We start from the raw sequence: 16,291 nt of genomic DNA, 5'->3' as shown, positions 1-16,291 counted from the left end.
TGCTCGCCACGTGGCGAGCGGGCTGGCTGTGGTGGCCGCGGTGCTGGTCGCCGTGGGGCACCTGGGCTTCCTGGCCTACATCGTGTTCGGCGGGTTCCTGGCGCTGCGCAGACTTGCCTGGCTGTGGCCGAGCATCGCGACGACCCTCTACTCGGCCTACGTGACGCTGGCCGGCTTCACCTGCCCCCTCACCACCCTGGAGAAGTGGCTGCTCGAGGTCGGCGGCCGGGTGCCGTACGAGGGGAGCTTCATCGCGCACTACCTGCACGACGTCCTCTACCCGGCCGAGTACGAGAGGGCGGCCTGGCTGGTCGCGACGGGCATCGCCCTCCTGTCCTACGCCGTCGTGCTGACGCGCTGGCGGCGGCGGTCCCCCGTCCCCTGACCGGCGGGTCCCCGCCGTCTCACTACGCTGTCCTGGTGACGGCGCTCGCGGGGTGGGGACGGACCGCGCCCTCCGTGGCCGTCGTCCGGGCCGCGGGCGAGGACGACCAGCTGGCCGAGGCAGTGGCCGGCGCTCCGGTCCGCGGGGTCATCGCGCGCGGCCTCGGCCGTTCCTACGGCGACCCCGCCCAGAACGGCGGCGGGGCCGTGCTCGACATGACGTCGCGCTCCCGGGTCCTGTCGGTCGACGTCCCCAGCGGACGGGTGCTCGTCGAGGCCGGCGCCTCGCTGGACCACCTGATGCAGCACCTGCTCCCCCTGGGCCTGATGGTCCCGGTGTCACCCGGTACGCGTCAGGTCACCGTGGGTGGGGCCGTCGCCGCCGACATCCACGGCAAGAACCACCACGCCGCGGGGAGCTTCTGCGACCACGTCGAGTCGCTCGACCTGCTGACCGCCGATGGCGTGGTCCGCTCCGTCTCACGGGAGTCGGACCCGCAGCTGTTCTGGGCGACGGCCGGGGGCATGGGCCTCACGGGGCTCGTCCTGCGCGTGCTGCTCCGGATGTCCCACGTGGAGAGCGCTCACTACGTCGTCGACACCGAGCGGGCACGCGACCTGGACGACCTCATGGCCCGCCTGGAGGCCGACGACCACCGCTATCCGCACTCGGTGGCGTGGATCGACTGCCTCGCGCGCGGGAGCGCGCTGGGCCGGTCGGTCATCACCCGTGGACGCTCGGCGCGCGTGGCGGAGCTCCCGCGGTCCCTGCAGCGAGCACCGCTGGTGTTCCGGCCCAGCACCCGGTTGACCGTCCCCGACGTCTGCCCGCCCCGCCTGCTCAACGGCCTGACGGTGCGCGCCTTCAACGAGCTGTGGTTCCGCAAGGCGCCGCGCCGGGTCCGCCGGGACGTCCAGGGCCTCGGCCAGTTCTTCCACCCGCTGGACGCTGTCGAGGACTGGAACAGGATCTACGGGCCGCGTGGCTTCCTGCAGTACCAGTTCGTGGTGCCCTTCGGCGAGGAACAGGCGTTGCGGGACGTCGTGCGGCGGCTGTCGGACGCCGGCACCGCCTCCTTCCTCGCCGTCCTCAAGCGCTTCGGCACGGGCAACCCGGGACCGCTGTCCTTCCCCGCGCCGGGCTGGACGCTCGCCCTCGACATCCCCGTGGGCGGTGGCCTCGGGGAGCTGCTGGACGACCTGGACCGCAGCGTCCTGGACGCCGGCGGGCGGCTCTACCTCGCCAAGGACTCGCGGGCCACGGCCCGGACGGTGCACGCCATGTACCCGCGGGTGGCGGAGTTCCGGGCCGTGCGTGACAGGGTGGACCCGCACCGCCACTTCCGTTCCGACCTGGCCAGGAGGCTGGACCTGTGATCGACGCGGTGGGGAACGTCCAGCGGGTCCTGCTGCTCGGTGGCACGTCGGAGATCGGGCTCGCGGTGCTGCGCGAGCTGGCCGGGGGGCGCCCGGTCCACGCCGTGCTCGCCGGGCGGCCGGGCCCGCGGCTCGACGCCGCCGGAAGCGGGTTGCGCGCCGCCGGCCACGACGTCACCGTGCTGCCGTTCGACGCGGAGGACCCCGCGTCCCACCCGCAGGTGCTCGAGCGGGCCTTCGCCGACGGGGACGTCGACGTCGCCGTCGTGGCCTTCGGGGTGCTCGGGGACCAGGAACGGGCGTGGCAGGACCACGAGGCGGCGGTACGCCTGACACAGGTGAACTTCACGGCTTCGGTCTCGGTCGGGGTCGAGCTGGCCCGGCACCTGTCCGCCCAGGGACGAGGGGGGATCATCGCGCTGAGCAGCGTCGCGGGGCAGCGTCCGCGACGGTCCAACTTCGTCTACGGGGCGACCAAGGCCGGCATGGACGACTTCTACACCGGCCTGCGGGAGGCGCTCCGGCCGGCGGGGGTCTCGGTGCTCGTCGCCCGGCCCGGGTTCGTGCGGACCAGGATGACCGAGGGGTTGCCGGCCGCCCCGCTCGCCGTCGACCAGGACGCCGTCGCCCGGGTGGTCGTCAGGGCCTGGCGGGCGCACCGGGACGTGGTCTACGCACCCGCCGTGCTGCGGCTGGTGATGGTCGTGTTGCGGTCGTTGCCGTCCCCGCTGTTCCGGCGGCTCCCCGTCTGACGCCTCGTCAGCCGGCTGACGAGGCCGCTCAGGTGTAGACGGCCGCCGCCAGGGTCGCGACCCAGACCCCGCCGAGCAGGAACAGGACGCGGTCCCGGACCACCATCCGGTCCGGCGCCTCGGCGACACCCGCGTCGACGTCGATGGCGAACCGCAGGATCGCCAGCACGAACGGGACGAGGGAGGCCACGGGCCACGTCGAGTTCGTGCGCTGACCGACCTCGAACGCCCACAGTGAGTAGGTCACCACCACGGCGGTGCCCGACAGCGTCCACACGAACCGCAGGTAACTGGAGGTGTACCGCTCGACCACCCGGCGCACGGGCATCCCCGTGCGCTCGCCGAGCCGGCTCTCGGCGTAGCGTTTGCCGGCCGCCATGAACAGCGACCCGAAGGCCGCGGTCATGAGGAACCACTGCGACAGCGGGATGCCCCCGGCCACGCCACCCGCCAGCGCGCGGAGCAGGAACCCGCTGGCGACACTCGCCAGCTCGAGCACCGGCTCGTGCTTCATCCCCAGGCAGTAGGCGACCTGGATGGCCTCGTAGACGGCGACGACGAGGACCAGTTCGGGCCGCGCGGCCACCGCCATGAGCAGGGCCGCCACCAGGAAGAGCACCGCGGAGGCGACTGCCGTGCGCGGCGAGAGGTCACCGGACGCGACCGGCCGTCCCCGCTTGACGGGATGCGCGCGGTCGGCCTCGGCGTCGAGGACGTCGTTGAGGACGTAGACGCCCGATGCGGCGAGGCAGAAGGAGACGAAGGCGATCCCCGCTCCGGCCACGGCCGACCAGCTCAGCAACTGGCCGCCGGGGAGCAGCGGCGCGAGGACGAGGACGTTCTTGGTCCACTGGTGCGGCCGCGCCGTCCGTCCCAGGGCAGCGAGCGGGCTCACCGTGCGTCCGTCCGGCGGCTGATCCGTGTCGGGGCGGCCACGGCACCGCCGAGCGCCGTGCCCGACAGGACGTCGGAGGGGAGGTGCACGCCCAGGACCGCCTCGCCCCGCCGGCGCCGGCGCCGGGCGTCCAGTGCCGCACCGACGAGGCCGATCACGACCCAGGCGGCGGCGTGCTCTCCCGCTCGGCTGAGCAGCGTGGCTGCCGGGCGGGTCCTGGGGCCGATGGTCCGTCGCTGCACGGCGAGCACCCTCCGCCTCTCCCGGGACGTGCGACGGTCGCCTCCCGAGCCGTCCGCGGACCTCACGTCCGCACCGGCAGGGCCCGGTCGACGCGGGGGGCGCCCCACGGGTGGACGCTGACGTCCCGGAGGGCGACACCGGCGGCCGCCGTTGCCAGCGCGGCGACGATCGCCGTTCGGGACACCGGCTCGGCAGGTCGTGGTGGGTCCAGGAGGACGAGGGTGGCGAGCAGACCCGTGAGCGCCAGCCCCCACCAGCGGCGGAAGTCGACCCCCGCCGTGGACAGGACGGTGGCGACGAGGGCGTGGACGGTGGCCGCCCGGCGGTGCCGGCCGTCGGCCCCCGCGCCGAGCAGCCTCCCGAGCACGCCCGCGGTGAGGAGGTGGCACCCGGCCCACAGTCCCCACGACAGCCCCACCGCGGCGGGCCGGAACAGCCGGAAGAAGGCGAGGTTCTCGACGTAGCCGCGCTCCAGCGCGCTCAGCGCGTCCCCCAGGGCCCCGGGCGGTCCCACCCCGGCCCGGGCCGCCTGCGCCCGCGCGGCGGCGACGGCCCCCCGTGGCGCCGGCACGAGGAGACTGGCGCCGGCCACGAGGGCGCCGGGCGCGAGGACGCCCCCGAGGAGCCACCGCCGCGCGGTCCGGCTCGCCTGCCGCTCGCGGGCGAGACGGCTGACGGCGGCGACGGCCGTCGGCGCCAGCACGGCGAGCAGGAACTCCTCACTGGCCACGGCACCGGCGACGGTCCCGGCGAGCAGGGCGGCGCTCACCGGCAGCGGCAGCCGGAGCCAGACCACCCGGCCGGTCGACAGCAGGGCCAGCGCCAGCACACCGACGGCGTCGTACCGACCCACGTCGCCCAGGGCGAGGCTGCACGTCAGCGGGGAGGAGACGAGGAGCCCGGCCGCCACCGCGCGCGGGAGCCTCTCCGGCGCGCGGAGGGCCACCTCCACCGCCACGGGCACGATCGACAGGGCCGACGCGCGCGCCAGGGCGGCCGCCGCCCGCTCCACGTCGTGGTGGGTGGGTGGTCCCCCGGCGACTCGTCTCAGGACCTCGCCCGGCAGCCCGCGGCGCACGAACCCGCAGCGGTAGTCGAGCCAGTAGCAGGGTGCCTTGTACTCGCTCACCGGCCGGGTGGGGGCACCCCGGGCGACCGGCGGGAGCAGCGCGGCGACGAGTCGCACCCGGCGTCTGACGGTGGCTCCGGCCCGTGCCACGCCCGCCGGTAGCCGCACCTCCACCGTGCGAGCGAGCCGGGTGACGGTCACCATCCGTCGGCCCGCCCGCCGGACGTCGGTACCCGGGCCGTCGCTCCGGGAGCGCGGCGTGCACCGGTGCGGGCACGGAGGCCTGACACGAGGTGACTCCTTCGGCGTCTGCAGGGGTGGATCCGGGCAGGCGCAGCGTATGGCGGGGCCACCGTGGCGGCCCGTCGGCGGGTGACGACCGGTGGCGCACGGAGTCCTCCGCCCGGTCGCCTGGCGCGGGGCGCCGGCCCCGGCGGGACGGGCGCGCCGGTGGGAGCGGGGCCCGCGCGAGCTGCTCGCGGCACGCCGTCGCGGCGCGGGTCGTTCCAGGTCAGCAGCACTCCTCGGCACACCTCCACGCTCGGACCGGGTCGAACTGGTCGACATGTGGGTGTTTCCGGAGGCGGGTCAGCGGCCCGGCGGAGCGGCTGCACAACGATACGAACACGTGCCGTACCAGCGTGTGCCGGGACGCGTCCCCCGGCCCCCGCCGGACCCCACACTTCCCTCACTCGCGCCGCCCTCACCGGCGGTGGCGGGCGCCGCCGCACTTCCCCTGCGGCGGCCCCAAGGACGGGATGAACGGTGGATCACGTGGCACTCCGCAGCAGTGGACTGCGCCTCGACAACGAGGTGCGCCTGGGCTGGTGGCTGGTGGTCGAGGGCCAGGAGGGCCCCGACCGCCTCGTCGCCGGCCCCTTCCCCGACCGCTCCGGCGCCGGCTGGGCCGCCGCCGTGCGCGGCGACGACGACGAGCCGGTGCGGCCGGTGTACGGCGTGCGCCGCGCCGACGGCGGCCTGCACCGCCGGCCCTCGCCGGAGGACCTGGCGTGGCTGGCGCACCTCGGCGACCAGCTCGACCGGCTGCCCGAGGACCGGGCCGGCGTCCTGGCCGAGGACGACCCCCTGACGACGCTCCTGGTCGAGGTGACCGCGGCACTCGCCGAGTCCGGCCTGCCGCTGTGGGACGCGTCCGGCGCCGGGGCCGCCCTGGGCGGGGCCTGCCCGGCCGTGGAGCCCGCGCTGGACGGCGTCGTGGTGAGCTGGCGCCAGCACGACCGGATGAGCGTCGACCAGGTGCACGGCGCCGAGACCGACGCCGTCGTGCAGCGGGTCATGAACTGCGCGCTGGGCGACGTCCTGCTGGTGCGGGGCTTCGACGTCGAGACCCTGGGCGGCGTGGCCGGCGGCTGCGTCGTCCGCTGCGGGGCGTGACCGCCGTGGGCGCCACCCCCTCCCTCCTGGCGCGTCGCCCGGCCGCCCCGGCCGAGGACGGCCTGGGCCTGGCCGACCTGCTCGACCTGCTCGGCCTCGACCCCGCCGGTGACCCGCCGGCACCCGACCGCCGCCCCGCCGACCCGCTCGGCCGGGTGCGGACCTGGGTGCACCGGGCCGCCGACTGGGGTGCCGGCCCGCAGCGCTCCTGGTGCGCGTGGTGACCCCGGTGGTGCCGGTGGGCCTCGTCGAGCTGGTCGTGTGGCCGGTGGTCGCCGTCGCCGGCTTCCTGCTCATGGCCGGGCTCGTCGTCGTCCTGGGCCGCAGCTCGACGGCCCGCTACGAGTTCGAGCGCAACGCCGTGCGGCCGGCCGCGGTCGCCCGGCCCGCCTCCGGTCCGGGCCCCGTGGGCGACGCGGGTCTGCCGGCCCCCGCCGGCCCGGCGGCTCCCGGCGGCACGGGCGCCGGGCCGGCCGGCGGTGGCGAGCTGCGGGCCGACCTCGGTGCCGAGGTGCGTCCCGCGGGCCGGACCGCCGTGGGCGTGGCCGCCCACCCGGCCGGCCGGCGCGTCGCCGGCGCCGAGGGCGCGACGGCGTGGTGGCTGGTCGACGGGTCGGAGGACCGGCCGGGGCACCACGCGGTCGCCGGGCCGTTCGACGCCCGCACCGACGCCCTGTGCACCGCGCTGGTCGCCGGGCTCGACGGGTCCGCCCGCGCCGTCCACGGCACCCTGCGCGCCGACGGCACGGTGGTCCGGCGGGTCTCCGCACAGGACTCCGCGTGGCTGACCCACCTGGGCGAGCAGCTCGACCGGCTGCCCGAGGAGTGGGACGCCGACGTCGACGACGACGACCCGCTGGTCACCCTGCTGGTCGAGGTCACCGCCGCGCTCGCCGAGACCGGCCTGCCGCTGTGGGACGCCACCGGCCCGCGCGGCGCCCACGGCGGGGTCTGCGTCTCGGTCGAGCCGGGCCTGGGCGGTGTGGTGGTCGGCTGGCGGCAGCACGACCGGATGAGCGTCGAGCAGGTGCACGGCGCCGACGCCGACGTCGACGTCCAGCAGGTCGTCAACGCGGCCCTCGCCGACGTGCTGCGGGTGCGCGGGTTCGCCGTCGACGCCCTCGGCGGGGCGGCCAGCGGCTGCGTCGTCCACGCCGGGGCGTGACGCCGGCCCGCGCGGCCTGAGCGGGGCCGCCGGACGCGTCCCCGTTGACCGGGCGGGCGGCGCCGGGGCAGCCTCCGGTCCTCCGAACCGGACGCCGACCGGGCCGTCCACGCGAACCGAGGGGGCACCGTGCGCGTCCGTCCCCCCGCCGTCGCGGCGCTGCTCGCCCTGGCGCTGGCCGCCACCGGCTGCAGCACCGTGGTCGCCGGCGTGGCCAGCCCACCACCCGGGGGCCTGCGCACCGACGCCACCGACGCCACCGACGCCGACCTGACCGTCCACCTGGCCGAGGCGGGCGACGAGACCGACCGCATCGCGCGCAACGCCCTCGCCGACGTCCTCACCTACTGGGACCGCACCTACCCGGAGGTGTTCGGCGGCGGGTTCGGCCCGGTCGACGGCGGCTTCTGGTCCATCGACCCCGACGAGACCGACCCCGCCGACCTGCCGGACGGCCCGTGCTTCCCCGACGACGTCGAGGACCTGGCCGACAACGCCTACTACTGCCCCGACGAGGACCTGGTCGTCTACGACCGCGCGTGGATGGCGGAGCTGGCGGGGGACTACGGGCCGTTCGTGGTCGCCGAGATCATGGCGCACGAGATCGCCCACGCCGTCCAGGCGCACGCCGGCCTCGACGACCCGTCGATCGTCGCCGAGACGCAGGCCGAGTGCTTCGCCGGCGCGTGGACGCGGTGGGTGGTACGGGGCAACGCGGCGCACTTCTCCGTCCGCCCCAAGGAGCTCGACCCCTACCTGCTGGGCTACCTGTACTTCGGCGACGAGGTGGGCTCCTCGCCCGACGCCGAGGACGCGCACGGCTCGGTCTTCGACCAGCTCTCCGCGTTCCAGGAGGGCTACGCCGACGGCCCGGTGGCGTGCGCGGCCTTCGACTCCTCGCGGCTGTTCACCGAGGAGGAGTTCGACGGCGACGAGGCGGCCACCGGCGGCGACCTGTCCTACGAGGCGGTCGTCGCGGGCACCGGCGACCTGCTCACCGCGTTCTGGGACCAGGCGCTCACCCGCGGCTTCCCCGGCACCGACCCGCTCGGCGGCCTGCTCGACGCCCCCGACCTGCGCGCCGCCGACGGCACCGGCACGGTCTGCGGCGGCGGGGGCGAGCTGGACCTGCAGTACTGCCCGGTGGACGACTCGGTGCGCTACGACGGCGCCGACCTGCTCGAGCCGGCCTACGCCGAGGTCGGGGACTTCGCCGTCCCCACGCTGCTCGGGCTGCCCTACGCGATGGCCGTGCGCGAGCAGCGCGGCCTGTCGGTCGACGACGCCGCGGCCGTGACCGGCTCGGTGTGCGCCACGGGCTGGCTGGTCCGCGAGGTGCACCGGGGATCGGTCGACGGGCTGGACCTCGCCCTGTCCCCGGGCGACGTCGACGAGGCCGCCGTCGTGCTGCTGCGCTACGCCACCGAGGAGACCGTCGTCCCGGTGCCGGGGCTGTCGGGCTTCGAGCTGGTCGACGACTTCCGGCGGGGCTTCGTCGACGGCGGGGCCGCCTGCGGCTTCTAGGCCGGCCCGTCGAGGAAGTCCTCGACCACCGGCGCGAGCTCCCGCGCCTCGGTGACCAGCGCCAGGTGCCCGCCGTGGTGCAGGTGCAGCCGGGCCCGCGGGATGCCGCGGGCCAGGATGCGCGCGTTGACCGTCGGGATGATCGGGTCGTCGTCACCGGCGACCACCAGCGTGGGCTGCCGGATCAGCGACAGGAACGGCAGGCTGCTCCAGCCCGCGCTCGCGGCCAGCTGGTAGTAGTAGCCGCGCCGCGGGCCCAGCCGGCTGGCCGAGTGCAGCACGCGGGCGGCCATCCCCGGGTCGCTGCGCACCGTGCCGCCGTAGAGCATCGCGGCGACCTCCTCGGCGTACCGGGGGTCGCGGTGCCGCCGCGGCGTGAGCATGTGGGCCAGCACCCGCGGGTGCGCGGGCACCATCAGGCTGCCGGTGCCGGTGGCCGCCAGCACCAGCCGGCGGCAGCGGCGGCGGTGCTGCACGGCGAAGTGCTGCGCCAGCCCGCCGCCCCAGGACAGGCCGAGCACGTCGACCGGCTCGTCGTGGCCGAGCTCGTGGAGCAGGCCGGCCACCACCGGAGTCAGCGTCGCGAGCACGTAGGGGACGACGGGCCTGGGGGAGCCGCCGACGCCGGGGACGTCGAAGCGGATCACCGTCCGCCGCGGGTGGACGGCGTCGACGAAGGGCTGCAGCACCTCGAGGCTGGCGCCGATGCCGTTCATCAGCAGCAGCGGCGGGACCGACCCGTCCCCTCGGCGCACCGCCACCCGCAGCGTGCGGCCCCCGACGGTCAGCGAGCGGACCGACTCGGCGCCGGCCCGCGTCCGATCGCCCGCCGGGTCGCCCGCCGGGTCACTTGTCGAAGACATACGTCCCCGGCGCGTCCCCCAGGACCGGGTGCGCGGCGCTGCCCAGCTCCTCCGGTGCCGGCTTCTCCTCACCGGCCCGCTCGGCCAGCCAGTCGGTGAAGTCCGGCCACCACGAGCCCTTCTCCTTGTGCGCCGAGGCCAGCCAGCGCTCCGGGTCCTCCGGCGTCTCCGGCGCCACCTGGAAGGACGCCTTCGGGTTGGCGGGCGGGTTGACCAGCGAGGCGATGTGCCCGGCGGTGGACAGCACGAACCGGCTGCGCCCGCCGAGCATCTGGGTCGTGCGGTAGCAGGACTGCCACGGGCACAGGTGGTCGGCGATGCCGGCGGTGACGTAGGTGTCGACGGTGACGGTGGAGAGGTCCACCGGCGTCCCGAGCATGCTGGCCGCCCCGGGCGTGCTGAGCTGGTTGCCGACGGCGAGCTCGATGAAGTCGCGGTGCAGGCCGGCGCTCATCCGCGTGGTGTCGGCGTTCCAGTAGAGGATGTCGAAGGCCGGCGGCGGGTTGCCCTGCAGGTAGTTGTTGACCCAGTAGTTCCACACCAGGTCGTTGGGCCGCAGCCACGCGAAGACCTCGGCCAGCATCGCGCCGTCGAGGTAGCCCTTCTTGCGCGACTTCTCGGTGGCCTCGCGGACCGCCTCCTCGTCCATGAGCGCGCCGATGGTGCCGGCGCGGGCCCAGTCCAGGACGGTGACGGCGAAGCTGGCCGCCGCGACCCGGTCGAGCCGGCCGGTGGCGGCCAGGTGGGCCAGCACCATGGCGGCGATGATCCCGCCGGAGCAGAAGCCCTGGAGGGCCACCTGGTCGCTGCCGGTGATCTCCTGGGCGGCGTCGGCGGCGTCGAGCACCGCCTGGCCGTAGGCGTCCAGGCCCCAGTCGGCGTGCCGCTCGTCGGGGTTGCGCCAGCTGATCATGAAGACCTGGTGTCCGGCGGAGACGTAGTGCTCGACGATGCTGCGGCCCGGCGCCAGGTCGGTGACGTAGAACTTGTTGATCGTCGGCGGCACGATCACCAGCGGGACGCTGCGCACGGTCCCGGTCGTCGGCCGGTACTGCAGCAGCTCGAACACCGGCGTCCGCAGCACCACCGCGCCCGGGGTGACGGCGAGGTCCTCGCCCACGGTGAAGGCGTCGGGCTCCACCATCGAGGGCACCCGCGGCGCCGAGGCCAGGTCGGACACCAGCCGGCGCACGCCCGTGACGGCGTTGCGGCCGCCGGTGTCGACGACCGCCTTGAGGGCCAGCGGGTTGAGGAACGGCACGTTGCTGGGCGCGAGCGCGTCGACGACGTTGGTCAGCGCGAAGCGGATCCGCTCGTCGTCCTGCCAGTCGAGGTCGACGTCGTCGATCAGCCGCGCCGCGGCCTGGGCGGCGGCCATGTGGGCCTGCATCGTGCGCCGGAGGAGCCAGTTGTCCTTCCAGGCGCGGTCGGAGAAGCGCCGGTCCTTGGGCGAGGGCGCGATCTCCGAGCGGCCGGCCACGATCCGGCCCAGCTCGCTGACCAGCTCACCGCCGTGGCGGGTGACGGCCTGGGGCCGGCGGACCAGCGCGCCGCCCAGGTGGGCGAGGGTGCGGGCCGGGGGCACCATCCGGCGCAGTGGGCCGCGGGCGGCGTCGACGAGGACCATGTCCAGGCCGAGGACGGCGTCGCCGGCCTGCTCGGTGGCCTCGTCGGTCGACCCGGCGACGGCGGAGGGCCGGCTGTTCGGCTGGTCCGGCGTCGGACGGCTGGCGGTGGTGGTCATCCCGGGACTCCTCGGGGACGGATGCCTGACCTGAGCAACTCAAGCACAGGTCCCCGGACCCGGCAGGGGGACGGCCGGGCCCGCGTCCGGGAGCCGCCGTCCTCAGGGGGAGGGGCGGGCCGCCCGCCCACGGCGGTCGCGCAGCGCCGTCACCACCGCCGGCCAGCCCAGCGCCAGGCCCGCGCCGAGCAGCGCGCCGGCCACGGTGTCCGACAGCCAGTGCGCGCGCAGGTAGACCCGCGACAGCGCCATGACCGCGGCGAAGACCACGGCCCGCACCTCCCAGCGCCAGCGCGCCGGGCCCGGCGGCACGAGCACCAGCACCAGCCCGACCGCGGTCACCGCGCCGGCGATGGCGTGCCCGGACGGGAAGGCCGCCGCCGAGGTCTCGATGAGCGCGCCCGGCGGCCGCGGCCGGTCGAACGCGGCCTTCACCGGGCCGATCGCCGCCTCGCTGGTGACCACCGCCAGTACGAAGGCGAGCAGGCGGGCCCAGTGCCGCCGCCCGGCCAGCAGCAGCACCGCCAGCGCCCGCAGCGGCCAGTTCACCCAGACGCTGCCCAGCCACGACAGCGCGACCGCGGCCCACGTCGCCGGCTCGTTGCGCACCGCGCCGGCCCACTCCCACACCGCGTCGTCGACCGCCTGCACCGCCGGTCGGGTCGCCGGCAGGGCGACCAGCAGGCCGATGCCGACGGCACCGCCGAGCAGGACGGCGCTCACCCGCAGGCCGCGGCGGGCGTCGACGAGCATCAGGCCGGCCGCCCGACGGCGAGCCGCACCAGCACCCCGACCAGCAGGCCGAGCCCCACCCCGCCGACCACGTCCAGCGGCAGGTGCGCCGCCACGTGCACCCGCGCCAGGCACACGGCGGCGGCCAGCAGCACCCCGGCGACGCGGGCGGGACGCCGCAGCCACGGCCAGGCCACGGTGAGCACGGTGACCACGACGGCGGCGTGCCCGGAGAGGAAGCCGCGCCCGCGGGCGGCGGTGCCGCGGACCACCACGCCGTCCAGGAGCCCGTCGGGGCGGCCGCGCACCACCACGTCCTTGATCCCCTTGGCGGCCAGGTAGGTGCCGACGCCGGCCAGGAGCAGCCCCGCCGCCAGGCGCCAGTGCCGCAGCGCGGCGGCGACCAGCGCGCTCGCCGGCACCACCAGCACGTTGCCCAGCTGCATGACCGGCCAGACCAGCACGAACGGCAGCACGTCGACGCCGTTCACCGCGCGGAACACGGCCGCCTCGGTGGCGGGCACCCGCGCCGGCTCGACCGGGAGCGCCGCGAGCACCAGCACGAGGGCACCGCAGCCGGCCAGCACCGCCTCGGCGCCCCACGGCCGCACGACCGGGCGCGGGCGGGTGCCCGCGCGGCCGCTCACGCCGTCTCCGGCACCAGCTCCGTGCGCGGAGCGGAGTTCGGCTCCCGCCGCCACGAGCGGTTGTGCCGCCAGAACAGGTACGTGCCGACGCCGAGGGGGATCGGCAGCAGGTAGGTCAGCCCCCGGAAGAGCAGGACCGCGGCCGCCACCAGCGGCCGGTCGCCGCCGGAGGCCGAGAGCCCGGTGAGCAGCGCCAGCTCGACGACGCCCAGCCCGCCCGGGGTGAAGGGGACGGCGGTCAGCAGCCGGGCGAAGGCGAAGACCGCCAGCGCCTCCACCGCGCCGACCTGCTCCGCGGTCACGCCCACCGCGCGCAGCGCCAGCAGCAGGACCGCGAACAGTGACAGGTGGCTGACCAGGGTGGCCAGGGTCAGCCAGTGCCAGCGGGCGCGCAGCAGCACCACGGTGCGGTCGCGGAACCGCGTCGTCGCCCGGTCCCAGCCCTGCACCGGTGGGCGGCCCAGCGGCCGCAGCAGCGCCGAGACGACCCGGCCGGTGCCGGTGCCGATGCGGGCGGCGCCCTCCCGGCTGCGCAGCAGCAGCGCCAGCACGGCCACCGCCGCGACCAGCCCGCCCACCCCGGCCAGCCCCGCGGCCAGCCGGCCCGCGCCCGGCGCGGACGACGTCAGCGCGAGCAGGGCCAGGGCGAGCACCGGCAGGCCCAGCTTGGCGAAGTTGTTCCACAGCCCCGACAGCAGCAGCGACACCGACGTCCGGGACCGGGAGAAGCCCCACGAGGAGTTCATCCCGTAGGTCAGCCCGAGGGCGAGCGCCGCCCCGCCGACCACCGTGTTCGACACCGCGGTCGTGGTGAGGGTGGAGACCGTCGCCTCCCGCAGCCGCAGCCCGGGCATGGTCGAGACCATGACGAACTGGTAGGTGGCCAGGTTCCACACGGCGGCGACCGCGAGCGCGGCCACCGCCGCCCACGACAGGCCGCGCACCGCCGACCACACCTCGGCGAGGCTGGTGAACCGGGGCAGGAACCACACGAAGACCGCGGCCACCAGGGCGAGGGAGAGCACCGGCGGGAGCACCCGGCGCCACAGCGGGGTCGTGCGCGGCGGCCGGTCGGGAGGTGCCTTCGGCGCGACGGCGGTCATGACGGGTCCCCCTCGTCGGAGGGCGGGTCCAGGTGCAGCCGGCCCCCGCTCTCGGTGTGCACCTGGGCGGCCAGGTCCTCGCGGCTCACCACCCCGAGGCCCTGGGTGGCCAGGGCCAGCGGCTCGCCTCGGTTCTCCCCCGAGAGGGTGAACACCACCGTGGTGCAGCCGCCCGGGAAGACGTAGTAGCGCCGGCCGAGGTACTGCGGGCTGACCTGGGTGACCCGCTCGAAGCGGCGGAGGTCCTCCCGCTCGCTGGGGATCTCCGTGGCGCCGGCGGTGTCGCACTCCGCGGTCAGCCGCACCTCGATGGCGTGCACCCCGTCCCGGTCGGAGTCCAGCCAGAACCGGGCCGAGCCGGAGCGGGCGTCCAGGCCGGCGAAGGTCCAGCCCACCGGGACGCTCTCGACGCACGGCACCCAGGTCGCCGTCGGCACCGCCTGCGCCATGAGGACGACGCCGTTGGCCGCGCTGCCCTCGTCCCCGCTCGCGCAGGCCGGCACCTCGACGCTGACGCTCGTGCCGCCCCCGCACGCGGTCAGCAGGGGGGCGGCGGCCAGGACGGCCACCGCGGCGGCGCGGCGGGCGCCGGTCACAGCGGGGACCTCAGCAGGTCGACCGCGATGGTCACGGCCAGCGCCAGCGCCAGGCCGGTGACCAGGGTCAGCCCGGCGCGGCGCCAGGTCCACCGCTGGATCCGCACCGGCGGCAGCCGGTAGGGCAGCAGCCGGAGGAACTCCGCGTGCAGGTCGCGGCCCTGCGCCCGCAGCATCCGGCGCAGCTGCGAGGGCATGGTCAGGCCGCGGGTGGCCGCGAACGCCTCGGCGATCTCCTCGTCGGAGAAGAACAGCCGCGCCCGGGCGTACACCCGCGCGGGGTCGGTGCGCAGCGCCAGGACCAGCATCGTGTTCGCCAGGTCCACGGCCTCCCGCCACGGGCTGGGGCGCACCTCGGCGAAGGCGGAGTCGATGAGGTACAGCGTCCCGTCGCGCACCATCACGTTGGCCGGCTTGATGTCACGGTGGGCGATGCCGACCTCCCACATCCGCCGGACGACGGCCAGGCCCTGGTCGATCACCGCGTCGTCCACGACGGTCTCCGGGTCGCCGATCTCGCGGGCGCCGGCGAGGAACTCCGCGACCAGCAGGTACTCGCGCTCCGGGGTGATCTCCACGATGCCCAGCGGGTGCGGCACCGGCAGGCCGGCGTCGGACATCAGGCGCAGCACGTAGTCCTCGTACTGCACCAGCCGGCGCACGCTGTGGTACGGCTTCTCGTCCTCCAGCCGGCCGTAGAGCAGCGTGCGGCCCAGCTTGAACCAGCGGTCGGAGCGCACGTGCGTGGCGGCGTAGAGCTTGCCGAAGACGCAGCTCTCGTCCTCCTCCACCGCGTCGTCGGCCTTGACGGTGATCCGCAGCGGGGTGGAGCCGCCCGACCCGGCCAGGCCGAAGGGCGTCACCGCGGTGGCCACCAGGCCGAGCTGGTCCTGCAGGGCCCGGACGATCGCCTCGCCCCGGGCCCCGGAGACGTCGAGGTGTGCCGGGCTGCCCCGGCGGTAGACGACGGGGTAGACCTCGTTGGGCGTGAGCAGCCGGAAGGCGGCCAGCGGCGCCGCGACGCCGAGCACCACGCCGGCGAGGACGTCGGTCGGGTGGTCCTGGGCGAGGTAGAGCCGGGAGGCGGCGGTCACCAGCAGCAGCCCGCACACCACCCACTTGCCCGTGTCGCGCCGGCGGCCCGCGGGCACCAGCGAGTAGAGGGTGCTGACCAGGAAGGTGGCCAGCACGGTCACCGGCACCGAGGGCATGGAGAACCCCGACCAGGGGCCCAGCAGCTCGACCTCGTAGGGCCGCGGGCGCTGCAGCGTCGCGGCGAGCGTGGCCGCGGTGTTGATCACCAGCAGGCCGACGCCGATCCACACGAACAGGTGCCGCCAGCGCCGGAACACCGCCAGGACGGCGAGGTTGGCCAGCCACAGCGCGTGGATCGCCGGACCGGTGGCGAGCACCCCGGCCACCTCGGCGACGTCGGTCAGGGTGGGCGAGCGGACCGCGGCGAGGGCCTGCAGGACGCGGGTGTCGACGAGGTCGAAGACGGCCACGCTGCCGGTGGCGACCACGACGACCCAGCTGGCCAGGACGGCGCCGCTGAGGCCCAGCCACCACTTGCCCGAGGCGTTGAGGTGGCGCGGCAGCGGTGGCGGCTCGCCGGAGGGCCGGCGGCGGCGGTGCACGCGCTGCACCGGCGGGGGGCCCGGACGCCGGACCGCTTCTCCCGCGGGTGCCCGGGGCGCGGGTGCCGTCGCCGGTGCCGCCGCCGGTGCCGTCCCCGGTGCCGTCCCCGGTGGCGTCGCGGGGGCCCGTGTGGTGGCCGCCATGCCGGCCGATGCTGCCCCCGA

The 16,291-nt window shown here is 76.2% G+C and carries 17 protein-coding genes; 7 read left to right on the top strand and 10 right to left on the bottom strand.

The features are described from left to right. Nucleotides 1–10 precede the first annotated feature (10 nt). From BMZ33_RS07180 to dprE2, 3 genes are read left to right on the top strand one after another with little or no spacing between them, the layout of a single operon-like run. A complete protein-coding gene (locus tag BMZ33_RS07180) occupies nucleotides 11–385 on the top strand; it encodes a DUF2784 domain-containing protein (RefSeq protein ID WP_169064005.1) in 375 nt (124 codons plus the stop codon). Nucleotides 386–420: 35 nt separating this feature from the next. Continuing rightward, on the top strand, nucleotides 421–1,761 hold the full coding sequence (dprE1, locus tag BMZ33_RS07175) for a decaprenylphosphoryl-beta-D-ribose oxidase (protein ID WP_169064004.1): 1,341 nt from the start codon (nucleotides 421–423) through the stop codon (nucleotides 1,759–1,761). After that, a complete protein-coding gene (gene dprE2 / locus BMZ33_RS07170) occupies nucleotides 1,758–2,513 on the top strand; it encodes a decaprenylphospho-beta-D-erythro-pentofuranosid-2-ulose 2-reductase (RefSeq protein WP_091108816.1) in 756 nt (251 codons plus the stop codon). The genes dprE1 and dprE2 overlap by 4 nt, the downstream gene beginning before the upstream one ends. Before the next feature lie 28 nt (nucleotides 2,514–2,541). Here the strand turns inward: dprE2 and BMZ33_RS07165 are convergent, their stop codons facing one another. From BMZ33_RS07165 to BMZ33_RS07160, 3 genes are all read right to left on the bottom strand, one after another. Then, nucleotides 2,542–3,408, bottom strand: a complete 867-nt coding sequence (locus BMZ33_RS07165; protein WP_136697214.1) for a decaprenyl-phosphate phosphoribosyltransferase — start codon at nucleotides 3,406–3,408, stop codon at nucleotides 2,542–2,544. After that, nucleotides 3,405–3,650, bottom strand: coding sequence for a hypothetical protein (locus BMZ33_RS23980; protein WP_136697213.1), 246 nt, complete (start codon nucleotides 3,648–3,650; stop codon nucleotides 3,405–3,407). The genes BMZ33_RS07165 and BMZ33_RS23980 overlap by 4 nt, the downstream gene beginning before the upstream one ends. Nucleotides 3,651–3,712: 62 nt before the next feature. Next, a complete protein-coding gene (locus BMZ33_RS07160) occupies nucleotides 3,713–4,837 on the bottom strand; it encodes a hypothetical protein (RefSeq protein WP_136697212.1) in 1,125 nt (374 codons plus the stop codon). A 657-nt stretch (nucleotides 4,838–5,494) separates the two neighbouring features. On the opposite strand from BMZ33_RS07160, the gene BMZ33_RS07155 reads away from it, so the two are divergent. The 4 genes from BMZ33_RS07155 (at nucleotide 5,495) to BMZ33_RS07140 (ending at nucleotide 8,804) form a co-directional block, all read left to right on the top strand. Then, nucleotides 5,495–6,115 carry a hypothetical protein gene (locus BMZ33_RS07155; protein WP_091108814.1) on the top strand — a complete coding sequence of 207 codons (621 nt, stop codon included), beginning with the start codon at nucleotides 5,495–5,497 and terminating at the stop codon, nucleotides 6,113–6,115. Next, nucleotides 6,112–6,339 (top strand): hypothetical protein, encoded by a 228-nt coding sequence (locus BMZ33_RS07150; RefSeq protein ID WP_091108813.1) that lies wholly within the window; start codon nucleotides 6,112–6,114, stop codon nucleotides 6,337–6,339. Before BMZ33_RS07155 ends, BMZ33_RS07150 begins: the two co-directional genes overlap by 4 nt. Further along, complete coding sequence (locus BMZ33_RS07145) at nucleotides 6,336–7,280, top strand: hypothetical protein (protein ID WP_136697211.1); 945 nt, start codon at nucleotides 6,336–6,338, stop codon at nucleotides 7,278–7,280. The genes BMZ33_RS07150 and BMZ33_RS07145 overlap by 4 nt, the downstream gene beginning before the upstream one ends. A 129-nt stretch (nucleotides 7,281–7,409) precedes the next feature. Next, nucleotides 7,410–8,804, top strand: a complete 1,395-nt coding sequence (locus tag BMZ33_RS07140; RefSeq protein WP_091108811.1) for a neutral zinc metallopeptidase — start codon at nucleotides 7,410–7,412, stop codon at nucleotides 8,802–8,804. Here the strand turns inward: BMZ33_RS07140 and phaZ are convergent. The 7 genes from phaZ to BMZ33_RS07105 form a co-directional block, all read right to left on the bottom strand. Next, nucleotides 8,801–9,667 carry a poly(3-hydroxyalkanoate) depolymerase gene (gene phaZ / locus BMZ33_RS07135; protein WP_091108810.1) on the bottom strand — a complete coding sequence of 289 codons (867 nt, stop codon included), beginning with the start codon at nucleotides 9,665–9,667 and terminating at the stop codon, nucleotides 8,801–8,803. The genes BMZ33_RS07140 and phaZ overlap by 4 nt on opposite strands. After that, nucleotides 9,651–11,411: a PHA/PHB synthase family protein gene (locus BMZ33_RS07130; protein ID WP_091108809.1), complete on the bottom strand. Its 1,761-nt coding sequence runs from the start codon at nucleotides 11,409–11,411 to the stop codon at nucleotides 9,651–9,653. Before BMZ33_RS07130 ends, phaZ begins: the two co-directional genes overlap by 17 nt. Nucleotides 11,412–11,513: 102 nt before the next feature. After that, complete coding sequence (locus BMZ33_RS07125; RefSeq protein WP_091108932.1) at nucleotides 11,514–12,164, bottom strand: phosphatase PAP2 family protein; 651 nt, start codon at nucleotides 12,162–12,164, stop codon at nucleotides 11,514–11,516. After that, on the bottom strand, nucleotides 12,164–12,790 hold the full coding sequence (locus BMZ33_RS07120) for a phosphatase PAP2 family protein (RefSeq protein WP_091108808.1): 627 nt from the start codon (nucleotides 12,788–12,790) through the stop codon (nucleotides 12,164–12,166). Before BMZ33_RS07120 ends, BMZ33_RS07125 begins: the two co-directional genes overlap by 1 nt. Next, nucleotides 12,787–13,893, bottom strand: coding sequence for a lysylphosphatidylglycerol synthase transmembrane domain-containing protein (locus tag BMZ33_RS07115; protein WP_091108807.1), 1,107 nt, complete (start codon nucleotides 13,891–13,893; stop codon nucleotides 12,787–12,789). The genes BMZ33_RS07120 and BMZ33_RS07115 overlap by 4 nt, the downstream gene beginning before the upstream one ends. Then, nucleotides 13,890–14,489, bottom strand: a complete 600-nt coding sequence (locus BMZ33_RS07110; protein ID WP_091108806.1) for a hypothetical protein — start codon at nucleotides 14,487–14,489, stop codon at nucleotides 13,890–13,892. The genes BMZ33_RS07115 and BMZ33_RS07110 overlap by 4 nt, the downstream gene beginning before the upstream one ends. Continuing rightward, the gene (locus tag BMZ33_RS07105; protein WP_169064002.1) at nucleotides 14,486–16,126 is read right to left on the bottom strand and encodes a phosphatase PAP2 family protein; all 1,641 of its coding nucleotides are present in this window, start codon (nucleotides 16,124–16,126) and stop codon (nucleotides 14,486–14,488) included. The genes BMZ33_RS07110 and BMZ33_RS07105 overlap by 4 nt, the downstream gene beginning before the upstream one ends. Nucleotides 16,127–16,291: the final 165 nt, after the last annotated feature.

Source organism: Geodermatophilus dictyosporus, assembly GCF_900115505.1.
Taxonomy (GTDB): domain Bacteria; phylum Actinomycetota; class Actinomycetes; order Mycobacteriales; family Geodermatophilaceae; genus Geodermatophilus; species Geodermatophilus dictyosporus.
The sequence above is the reverse complement of the archived record's forward strand: the minus strand, read 5'-3'. Positions and strand labels throughout refer to the sequence as shown.

Bases quoted from the DNA above. Each gene is read 5' to 3' on its own strand.
- phaZ (WP_091108810.1), bottom strand. From the start codon at position 9,667: ATGTCTTCGACAAGTGACCCGGCGGGCGACCCGGCGGGCGATCGGACG.
- BMZ33_RS07130 (WP_091108809.1), bottom strand. From the start codon at position 11,411: ATGACCACCACCGCCAGCCGTCCGACGCCGGACCAGCCGAACAGCCGG.
- BMZ33_RS07125 (WP_091108932.1), bottom strand. From the start codon at position 12,164: ATGCTCGTCGACGCCCGCCGCGGCCTGCGGGTGAGCGCCGTCCTGCTC.
- BMZ33_RS07115 (WP_091108807.1), bottom strand. From the start codon at position 13,893: ATGACCGCCGTCGCGCCGAAGGCACCTCCCGACCGGCCGCCGCGCACG.